This window comes from Desulfosporosinus burensis, assembly GCF_054657535.1.
Genome location: NZ_BAAHYN010000001.1, coordinates 463,337 through 474,667 on the forward strand (window position 1 = coordinate 463,337; position 11,331 = coordinate 474,667).

General features: G+C 44.1%; 3 protein-coding genes. 1 reads left to right on the forward strand and 2 read right to left on the reverse strand.

From position 1 onward, the window contains the following. The first annotated feature begins 377 nt into the window (after nt 1–377). On the forward strand, nt 378–1,829 hold the full coding sequence (locus ACYQ3Q_RS02520) for an MFS transporter (RefSeq protein ID WP_459927083.1): 1,452 nt from the start codon (nt 378–380) through the stop codon (nt 1,827–1,829). A gap of 72 nt (nt 1,830–1,901) precedes the next feature. On the opposite strand, the gene ACYQ3Q_RS02525 is transcribed toward ACYQ3Q_RS02520, so the two are convergent. Both ACYQ3Q_RS02525 and ACYQ3Q_RS02530 read right to left on the reverse strand, forming a co-directional pair. Further along, complete coding sequence (locus ACYQ3Q_RS02525) at nt 1,902–2,615, reverse strand: class I SAM-dependent methyltransferase (RefSeq protein ID WP_459927084.1); 714 nt, start codon at nt 2,613–2,615, stop codon at nt 1,902–1,904. Between the two features lie 65 nt (nt 2,616–2,680). Continuing rightward, complete coding sequence (locus ACYQ3Q_RS02530) at nt 2,681–11,260, reverse strand: GH36-type glycosyl hydrolase domain-containing protein (RefSeq protein ID WP_459927085.1); 8,580 nt, start codon at nt 11,258–11,260, stop codon at nt 2,681–2,683. Nucleotides 11,261–11,331 lie beyond the last annotated feature (71 nt).

Consider the following 11,331-nt stretch of genomic DNA (forward strand, 5'->3'; position numbering starts at 1 on the left):
TAATCGAGATTAGTCACATATTGATGCTTAGTCCCTAAGAGCCGTCCACCTTGGTGGATGGCTCTTAGTATGCCCCATGCTTTCATCTAACAAAAAAAACCTTGATATAGTTTAACTAGACAGGTTATGATATATTATTTATTGAAATTAATTTATGGCATCCACTATCCTAACGGTAATCGAGATTAGTCACATATTGATGCTTAGTCCCTAAGAGCCGTCCACCTTGGTGGATGGCTCTTAGTATGCCCCATGCTTTCATCTAACAAAAAAAACCTTGATATAGTTTAACTAGACAGGTTATGATATATTATTTATTGAAATTAATGTTTAATGTTAAATGTTTCTTTTGAAGATCGGAAGGAGTCTGAAACTCTATGAGTCAAATCGGCAACAATCTCACAGCAAGGTTTCAATCATCCAATCGGTACCGCTGGTTTATCTTGATAACCGTTTCCATCGGCACATTTATGGCAACTTTAGATAGTAGTATCGTTAATGTAGCCTTACCCACCATTTCCAGTAAGTTGAATTCCGATCTTTCAACCTTACAATGGGTTGTGACGGCTTATTTATTAACCATTTCTAGTTTGCTCCCCGTGTTTGGACGAGTGGCGGATCTTCTAGGACGTAAACGCATCTTCTCCATTGGTTTTCTAATCTTTACTCTGGGGTCTGTTCTATGTGGATTAGCGACAAACATTTGGTTTTTAGTCGGGATGCGTATCCTTCAAGCCGTCGGAGCATCAATGCTGATGGCTAACAGTGCCGCACTTATCACCGCTAATTTTTCACCCAAAGAGCGCGGTCGGGCCTTAGGATTAACTGGGACAGTGGTTGCTTTAGGTAGTCTAACCGGTCCAGCTCTTGGTGGGGTCTTGGTCGGACTGTTAGACTGGCGTTCCATCTTCTATATTAATTTACCGATTGGGGTCATTGGTTATCTGGCTGCTCAGATCATTATCCCCCCCGATACAGCCCAGCAAAAAAATGAAACCTTTGATTATGTCGGTGCCCTCTTTTTTACGCTTGGTATGGTTAGTCTGATGTTTGCCATTAGTAATGGTCAAAGTTGGGGCTGGAACTCCTACCCTATCCTGATTGGTTTGATCATCGGAACGCTTTTTCTAGGACTCTTCTTCTATATAGAGGTTCGAGTGACTAATCCCATGATTGACCTTTCTATGTTCCGTATCAGAGCATTTTTCATAGGTAATCTTACGGGTCTTCTCTCCTTTATAGCGATGTTTGCCAATGTAATGCTCATGCCCTTCTATCTCCAGCATGTTTTAAACTATAATCCAACTCAAGTAGGATTACTGATGACCTCATTTCCTCTGATGATGGCGATTGTAGCACCTCTAAGCGGACATGCTTCTGACCGCATTGGCCCAACTATCTTAACCACTACAGGCCTGTGCGTGACTGCTTTAGGCTTATTTTACCTTTCAACTTTGACAACAACGTCATTATTCTGGCAAATTGCTCCCGGACTCCTGCTCATGGGTCTAGGGGCGGGCCTTTTCCAATCCCCCAATAACAGTAGTGTCATGAGTTCGGTCCCTCCCAATAAGCTGGGGGTTGCTGGTGGAATTAATGCCCTCGTCCGCAATGTCGGTATGGTTATAGGGATCGCCTTCTCAGTATCTTTATTCGAAAACCGGCAAGCGATGTTCCTTATCGGCGTCAACAACCCCACTTCAGTCCAAAAAATGAATGCTTTTATGAGTGCCTACCATACCGTCATGCTCGTTTCAATGGTAATTGCCATTTTAGCCGCTTTGATTTCTTTGAATCGAAAAAGAAATCCACACCCACAAAAGTCTTAAAGAGAAAAATATACAACAAAAGCCAGTGCCTTGTAAAATAGGCTACTGGCTTTTGTTGACTGATCCTTACCCTTAGGTAACTATTGCCGATACTATGGTTGCTGGAGAATCGTCAGTCCACGGTGCTTTTTCAAAGTTTCCCCACTGCTCTTCAATTTTCCAACCACTCTCGAGCAAGGCATTTCTAAGCATATCACTTTTTATGGGGTAGAGAAGGTTAACCCCAGATACAATCTGACTTGTGTCTGGAAATTCGATGCTCATAGAAAACTCAATACCATCCGGGCGATGCTTGTAAAATCGAGAGAATATTAGATTCTTAGTGCGAATAATGGGGAGTTCAGTAACCTGTTTAGCTAAAATTCGATCGTAGTTCACGATTTGTACTAACAAGTGAGTTCCCTTTTCCCGAAATTGAGCCAAAACCTGTTTGAGCTCGAATTCTCCAGACACGTGAGCTAAGGTATTACCTAAGCAAACAATTCCCCCAAACTGTTGCTTTATCCCACTGAGGTCCAGCATATCCGCTACTGAGAAGGTGGCAGTACTTCTAGCCTCCTGTGCCTTGCTTTGAGAAATCTCAATCATTTCAGCACTTAAGTCCACACCATGCACTTGGGCACCTAGCTGACTTAGTTCTAAGGCAAATGTTCCAGTACCACAGCCAATATCTAAGACTGAGGTTAGAGATTCTTGCTTTAAATAATCGTGCAAAAATGCTTTCTGAGGTCCCTTTAACGGGAATACTTCATCGTAATGTTCCGCCAGAGCGCGATAAAAATCCATTCTCTTCATCCTTTCCCCTTGAATAGCAGGCAAAGGTCGTCCTTGTGGACTCTCTTTAAAGTCCATTATAATACTAAACGAACCGTATGTACTAGACCGTCGTCCTTCAGGACTATGACAGGTTCCTCTAACGCGTCACCATCTAAGGTAATAGTTTCGCACCCTGTCATCTTAGCTTTAGGATTTTCAACGCTAATCTCATACTTAGTCGATTGATATTGATAAGTTAGACTATAACCCGTCCAGCGACTTGGAATACAAGGTTTTAGGATCAGCTTCTCCCCTTGACGGGTAAACCCTAATATTCCTTCTAGCCCTGCCTGATACATCCATCCAGCTGCTCCAGTATACCACGTCCATCCTCCTCGGCCTACATGTGGATAGATAGCATAGACATCAGCTGCCATAACATAGGGTTCAACTTTGTAGCGATTAACTTCGTGTTCGGTACGGGCATGATTAATGGGGCTTAACATCTGAAACAATTCTCCTGCCTTGTCCCCTTCTCCTAAACTTGTGTAAGCCATAATTGCCCAAGCGGCTCCATGGGTATACTGTCCACCGTTCTCCCTCACCCCAGGAACATACCCTTTAATATAGCCGGGGTCCGGTAAGAATTTATCAAAAGGCGGAGTTAGTAAGAGAAGAATACCATCTTCTTTACGCCATAAATAGTGTTCTAAGGCCAACATGGCATCTTGGGCCCGGGTGGGTTTTGCTGCCCCAGAAAGCACCGACCAAGACTGAGCAATGGCATCAATTTGACATTCTTGATTTCGAGAAGAGCCTAAGATTGAGCCATCATCGAAATAAGCCCGCCGATACCATCCGCCATCCCAACCATGCAATTCCATATTATTTTGCAGTTCCTCGGCTATACGACGGTATCTTATACCTCGCTCCAAATCATGATGACGATCGCATACTGCCGCAAAGCGTATTAATGTTAGGTACAAGAACCACCCCAACCATACGCTCTCCCCTTTCCCTTTAGTCCCTATTTGACTGAATCCATCATTCCAGTCTCCAGAACCGATGAGGGGTAGCCCATGTTCTCCAAAACGCAATCCTCTTTCAATCGCCCGGATACAATGCTCATATACACTACCCTGTTCCTGGGAGAACTGCGGAATCGAATATCGTTCATCCTCGTCGTCTTTCAGAGGCCCGTCTTCAAGGAATCCCTTCACCTCTTTAAGAATTTCCTCATCTCCGGTGCGTTCGATATAGTGAGCAGTTACAAAAGGTAACCATAACAAATCATCGGAAAATTTAGTTCGGATTCCTTTTCCTTTGCTGGCGTGCCACCAATGTTGCACATCCCCTTCAATAAACTGATGCCCACAATGGAGAATAATTTGCTCACGGGTCGCTTGAGGAGTCGTATAAACCAAGGCCATCACATCTTGGAGTTGATCCCTAAAACCATAGGCACCTCCTGATTGATAGAACGCTGAACGCGCCCATAAACGGCAAACGACAGTCTGATAGAGTAACCACCGATTGAGAAGCAAATTCATGGACATATCTGGCGTAGATACCTGAACAGTTCCTAGCAACTTATTCCAGTAGTTTGTCACTTCCTCGAAGGCCTGACCCGCTTTCTCGGATTGCCCATAGAAAGCCATGATCCCCTCAGCTGCTTGGCGATTTTCAGCTTCACCCAGCAGAAACGTAATTGTTTTGCTTTCGCCAGGAGAAAGGGAAAGAATCAGGTGCAGAGCAGAACAAGGATCAAGCCCAGCCCCCACGGTTTCAGATAGTCGTTCCAACTCTAAACCCAAAGGATCTGCCAAACTTCTGTTTCGTCCAATAAATTCAGAACGATCTCCCGTAAAACTAGTCACCGGCGCTCCAAAAACAGTCAAAAATCCTATCCGGTCTGCATACTCCTCTTGATACCTATTTTCTGCAAAGAAACAATTCCGCTCTCGGTCGTAATCTGTCACCAAATACGGAGCAGTATGCTCGCGAGCCACTCCTAGCACCCATTCAACATAATAGATCGCGCTCAGGCGCTGTGTATAGTTCATCATGTTCGTAAGCGATAATTCGACAATCTTCACCGATTCGTCAATCGGAGTAAAAAGCCGCAGTGCTTGTTTTAAGCCATGACTAAGGTGCTCAAAAATAGAGTATCCCTGACCATGCCGTATGGTATAAGCACCTTTACCGCGTTTAGGATTGGCAGTAACTGACCACGATTCTCCAGTTTCTTCGTCACGTAAATAGAGAACTTCACCTGAATAATCCATAATCGGATCATTGGACCAAGGAGTCAGCTTATACTCCCTACTATTTTGGGACCAGGTATAGCCAGCACCTACTTCTGATACTTGAAAGCCAAACTCAGGATTGGCAATCACATTAAGCCAAGGGAGTGGTGTGTTCATTCCTTCCTGTAGTCTAATAATATACTCTTTACCATCTTCGCTAAATCCACCGTATCCATTCGCAAAAAGCAAGTCTTCGGAAAACTGTCCTATGGCCCCTTCACGATGTTCTTGTATACTCTCTTGGGTAGCAAGGAGCGCACGGTCTTGAAGACTCGGCTGTGAATCCACGACATCCTTGATAAGCTTCCCTTTTTTGCGGATTTGAACGGTACAAGATCCACCCTCGCCATTGAATACAATTCTTGCCACAGTCGATAGAAGCACGACACCCTCTGCATGAACATGGTCTTTTTGGAGTAGAAAGACACCGCCAGCCTGATTTAAGAGATCACGAGCATGACCCATGGAGATTAGATCTCGGAGGCTATCCTGGAAAGCTTGTACATATCCGCTTTGATCTTCATTGAGAATGACTAAATCTGCAAACAACCCTTTGAGTCTCCAATACTCATGGATTGTCAAAAGTCGCCGCACTAAATCTAAGTGTTCAAATTCCTTGACTCGAACCAGGACGATCGGCAGATCTCCAGAAATAGCATAGGGCCAAAGAGAGGATTGTCCTTTGCTATTTTGCTTAATGAAATCAGCCTCATCTCTGCGGCAAGGACTAAGATAAAGCAAATGCCCTCCAAGGCTTAAACTTTCGTTGGCCTGAGCGGCCGTCAGATTTAAATGCCGCAGTTCCATTTTACCGTGGGTCCAGGCCAGCTCAAACGCTCGATTCACAGAGAGAGGATCTCGGTATTTTTCGGCAATCCGAATGATTTCCTGACGACTCTCCGCATAGCCAACCGAAAAGGAGACCCTTACGGTCTGCCCTGGACCAATTTTGACTCTCTGACGAAGGCTCATCATGGGATCCAGCACCGCGCCTACTGTATTCGACAACGGGTGATTGGCATCCAACGCTTGAGGGTTCTCCAAGTTTCTTCCCCGTCCAATAAAGCGCATCCGGTCAGTTTCATATTGTAGGGAACCGACCTGCTCTCCTTCGGTCGCAACTGTATGCATCAGCCATAAACGGGTCTGTTTATCGCTGCGTGGCCTGCGAGACGCTAATAACGACTCGTGAGTAAATTCAGTCTGAATAAATAGATTACTAAACGCAGGATGCGCCAAATCTTCGCTGGACCTTGCCAGAACAACCTCAAAATAACTCGTTACTTCAAGGGTTCTGTCATATTTACTGTGATTTGTCAGAGAAATTCGGCGCATTTCTGCTTGATCCTCAGGGGAAACGACGATTTCAGTATGGGTTGTAATGTTACCATCCTTGCGGCAATACTCTACTTGATCCGCTGCATAGGTCACCTTGTAGTCGTCGCCGGGATTTCGACATGGCTGGTAGGCGGCAGACCAGACATCACCAGAATTTAAATTTTGAATATAGAAGAACATCCCCCAAGGGTCTCGTGTTACGTCCTCCCTCCAGCGGGAGAGAGAAATATTCTTGAATCGGCTGAATCCAGCCCCAGAATTCGTCATCATGACAGAATACTGACCGTTCGAAATGCAGTGAGTGATGGGAATAGGGCTATTGACAGAGTCGATGAGTATAAACTGATTCTTTTCATGGTCAGGTCCTGTAATTTTACGTTCTGTCCTCGTCTGTTCGTTTTCTGGTTGAGGAATTATGATGCTTGATTCAGGAATACGTTCTTGCAACAAAAGTTCTGTAGCTTGAATCAACGCTTGATTATGTAAGCGTTGCTGCATGACATTGTCATGCAAGGCATTGTCAAGCGCTAATAAACTCATGCCTTGATGATGGGCCATAAAACTCTGAACTAACTTAAACGACCGCCCAACTGGAACTCGTTCACTCGTATAATCAATCGCTTCATACAGTCCGTATCGTCCCCCAAAACCTTTTTGTTCCATATCAGTTATATTTGACAAAGCTTCATGCGGAGAAACCATGAGCGCCAAAAAGCTGGCATAAGGCGCAATGACTAGATCCTGAATTAAGCCACGTTTTAGACCCAATCCTGGAACTCCGAAGGCTTTATATTGATAATTTAGTTGAGGATCGAAGGCGTGAAATCCTGATTCTGAAATACCCCAGGGAACATTGTGCTCTAAGCCATACTTCCTTTGTACAGCCACAACGGAATGATAGGTTTCATCCAGTAATGTCCCCTCATAATTCCGCATTACTAAGAGTGGCATTAAGAATTCAAACATTGTCCCGCTCCAAGAAACTAGACTCCGTTCTCCTAAGGCTACGGTCAGCGAACGCCCCAGCTTGAACCAATGACTATGAGGCACATCTCCTTTAGCAATTGCCAGAAAGCTTGCTTGACGAGCTTCTGAAGCCAATAAGTCGTAATAGGACTTATCAAGCATACTTTCTGAAACCCGATAACCGATGGAAAAGAGTTGGCGGGCTTCGTCAAACAAAGGCTTGAAATCTGTCTCGACAAAAATTTCCTCAAGACGATGTTGAAGTTGCTCTGACCCTTGAATATAACCCTGTATCTTCTGGAGTGCAGGTTGGATTATTCTCGTTTTCTCTGGAGAAAACCCATCTTCCTCTAGCATCCCATTATAGTACTTGGCAAGTTCAGTTAAACTTAAATCTGTGAACCTCTGTTCGTTCAGATCCGGAAAGGTGCCTAAATCTCCAGTATTCTTAATCCACGGGTAGATTGCTTCCGTATCTTGACGAAAGGATCGAACCATCGAATCCATTCGCTGGGCCCAGTAAGCCCCTTCTTTGGGTGATTCAGGTGTTAAAAAAAGCTCTGGCCATAAAGATAATAGCTTCAGCCAGTTCGCTAAACTCCATCCCTGATTTGAATTGAGAAGCTGATCAAGAGCCTTCTCAAATCCCTCAAGTTCTGGATAAGTCTCCTTATCGATGACCTCAAGCAACAGATTATAAGTATCCTTAAGACCGCGAACAAAATTTAGATCGATCAAGGGCTTCTCTAGGAGCTCTGCAAGACCAGATTTCAAGGTCAAGAGATAGAGCACAAAATTCCCGCTATCAACCGTTGATATATAACGCGGCTCTAACGGAACAAGGGTTTGAGTATCATACCAATTGTACAGATGCCCTCTCCAGTGCTCTAAGCTCTCCAGGGTTTCCAGAGTATGCTCAATATTTTCATGCACCTTGGCTAGCGGGATGTACCCAAAATCCCGAGCACTTAAATTTGCTAACAGAGCTAGACCTATATTAGTAGGGGAGGTTCGATGGGCAACACCATTAGGAGGGTCTATTTGAACGTTATCAGGTGGCAGCCAGTGATCTTCGCTAGAGACAAACTCTTCGAAAAAGGCCCAAATTTTTCTGCCCCACCGACGCAACTCCAGCTGTTCCGAAGTCGTTAGTATCTCCCGCTTATGTCTTAAGGGAAGACTCACCTGCAAAGCAATCCATGGTGATACGATCCAAACAATCGCAACCGGAATAAAGCGCTCAAACTTGGCAGGGTAATTTAGAACGATGGTTAAGAGGGCTAACAATACAAAGAGCATAACCTGCCACATCGTTGAAAGCACCGTTTTATAGTTGACACCTAACCGTTTCTCAGTATCGGCTGCTGTTTCCCATTCTAACAAATATTTATGCGATATAAATTGCCGATATAGACTACGGGTAATTGCATCTAGCATCATAATAGCTAGATAGGGAAAGAAAACAAGCTGTAGCAAAAACTGAGTTACCATGTTTACAAGATCATGACCCACATTTCCTCTTTCAGCGCGTTTTACTAAAAGCCGACTAAGTATAGAAAAAACCATTGGCCAGATCAAACTTAAAGAAATTAGCCCTACCCATACTAAAGGCTCACCAGCAAGAACCGTGAACCCTAGGATAAGCAGCAATAGTTGTACAGGTGCTTCTATACTTCTCCGCAAATTATCGAAAATCTTCCAGCGTGAAACAAGCGGGATAGGCTTAAATAACCACTGTAAAAGTTGCCAATCCCCTCTGACCCAGCGGTGTAGCCGACGAATATAGGAAAAATAGTTAGCAGGATATCCATCGACTAACTCAATGTCTGTCACAAGTCCAGTTCTAGCATACAATCCTTCAACCAAGTCATGGCTGAGAATGGTATTCTCCGGAAAGGCCTTATGCGTCACCTGATGGAAAACCTTAACATCATAGATTCCTTTTCCTGTATAAATCCCTTCACTAAACAAGTCTTGATAAATATCTGATACTGCTGTGGTGTAGGGATCAATTCCCACTCTACCCGAAAAAATCCGTGTAAATTTTGAAGCACCTGCACATAAAATGGAAACTCCAACCCGCGGTTGAAGGATTGCGTAGCCTTTATCCACCCTAGTTCCATCCTCACTGAGGATGGGTGCATGCAAAGGATGAGCCATCGTGCCAATCAGCCTTTTAGCTGTACCACGTGGTAATTGGGTATCAGCATCCAGGGTAATAACATAATGAAAGGTTGGCAGAATCGAAAGATCGCCAATTTGAATATCGTAACTCGTTTCCCCTTCCTGACGCAAGAGACAGTTAAACTCCGTGAGTTTTCCACGTTTCCTCTCCCATCCCATCCACACGTCTTCAGAGTTATTAAAAATCCTCTTACGATGAAAGAAATAAAATCTACCTTGATCATATTTTTGGTTCAAATTTTGGATTCCAGCCGTTGCCGCGGCAATAATTTCCGCATCTCCTGGAACATTCTCAGACTGGGCATCTGAAAAATCGCCCAGTAAAGCAAAATGCAAATTGGCATCTCGATTGGCAAGATAATAGACTTCCATTTGACTGATGAGTTCATAAACCCTCTCAACACTTGTTAGAAGGGTTGGAACAGCAACCATCGTTCGTAAGGGATCGGGAATTCCATCCCGCAACTCTAATTTAGGCAGAAAGGTTGGCTGAATGAAGTTTGATGTAACCCAATTCAAAAAGGGAATTACCAAACTACTAGCCCAAATTATAACTCCTAGCCATAAAACAGGAGCAAGCGCAGAAATTGGATTGGATTGATGGATATATGTTAAAACCCAAGCACTAAGAGTCGCAATTCCTATCAGTAAGCTACCAAAGTAATATTGAACTGGCTTCCTTTGAATCGTTCGCCGAATCTCGCTCCCTAGATGGCGTGGTTTGCCAAAGTCTTGTTTCAACTCCTGTTCGAGGGTTTCACGCCCTGCCCCCATCAAGTCATATCCAACATGGGACGCTAATGTCTCACCTAGCTCATGAGCCTTCTGTGCTCTGGAGAGCACTTTTCGAGCTACGACCAGTTCTGAAATCTTAAATTGTCGGGCAATTTTTTCCACCCGATGGCGATAGGCGTCTCGAGACTGAAAATCCATAGCGCAATAAACCCGACTGGGATCCTTTTGAAAAACTCGTTCCACCATACTGACCTCTTCGAAAAAACGAGGCCAATCTTCGGCGGTGATAAAATGAATACTCAAAATTGCATGACCCATTGACACCTGATACGTCGTCTGACGTTGACGTTCAAGTTTTGCTAATTCTTCGATGGTTGTATCTTGTTTAGCAACGACCCGGTCAACCCACTGTAAAAGTGGTGCTACATCTACCCCGAGATCTCGCATGCGCTTTAGAATCTGTTCCGCATAGGCTGAGGAATATTCCTCTTGAGGATCCAGAGATTGTAATAGTTCTTCCCACTCTGCTGGAAGATGTTCTGACTCCAAAAGGGGTAAAACCCACCGATCGGCAGCTTCTCTTTCCGCCTGGGTAAAAAGAATGAGTTCCGTTAACCTGCGAATGTTTTCCAGAAGAATAATCCGCAACATGATAGGTATCGCCCATAGTTCTCCGCTCGATAAAGGAACTTGAACCTGATAGGCGTTGATAAACGCTTTAAGTGTGTCTATACGCAATTGACTATCCGTATGCTCGATAAGTTCAATCAGCAACCCGTAAATTCGCGGATATCCTTGAAAGTCTCCACTGGCAATGCGCGGTAATTGACGCTCAAATTTATCGGGTAGACTACTTTGGATCTCCTCTCTCAGGTCTTTCAAACTATAAAAATTATCAAGTAACCATTCTGTAGCGGGTACAACATCTTGAGTTCGTGTTGAATAATCCGTAATTTCTCGGTAAGCCTGCTCTAAGAACCTCATATTTTGCTTAACCCTAGGTAACAACGTTCGTTTCGGAAATCTGGTTCCTTGGCTAGCATTTAAGCGGGCAATCTCTTCGGCGTGACTAAGCAAATCTTCCCCATTTAAAACAATATCTTTATAGGGTTTATCCTTCGTCATTGATCTCGTATAAAACTTCATTCTTCAGTCTCCGTCTATTTTTTAACATTATTTATGCATTATTCCCATTTCCTCTCACTTCATTCATAATA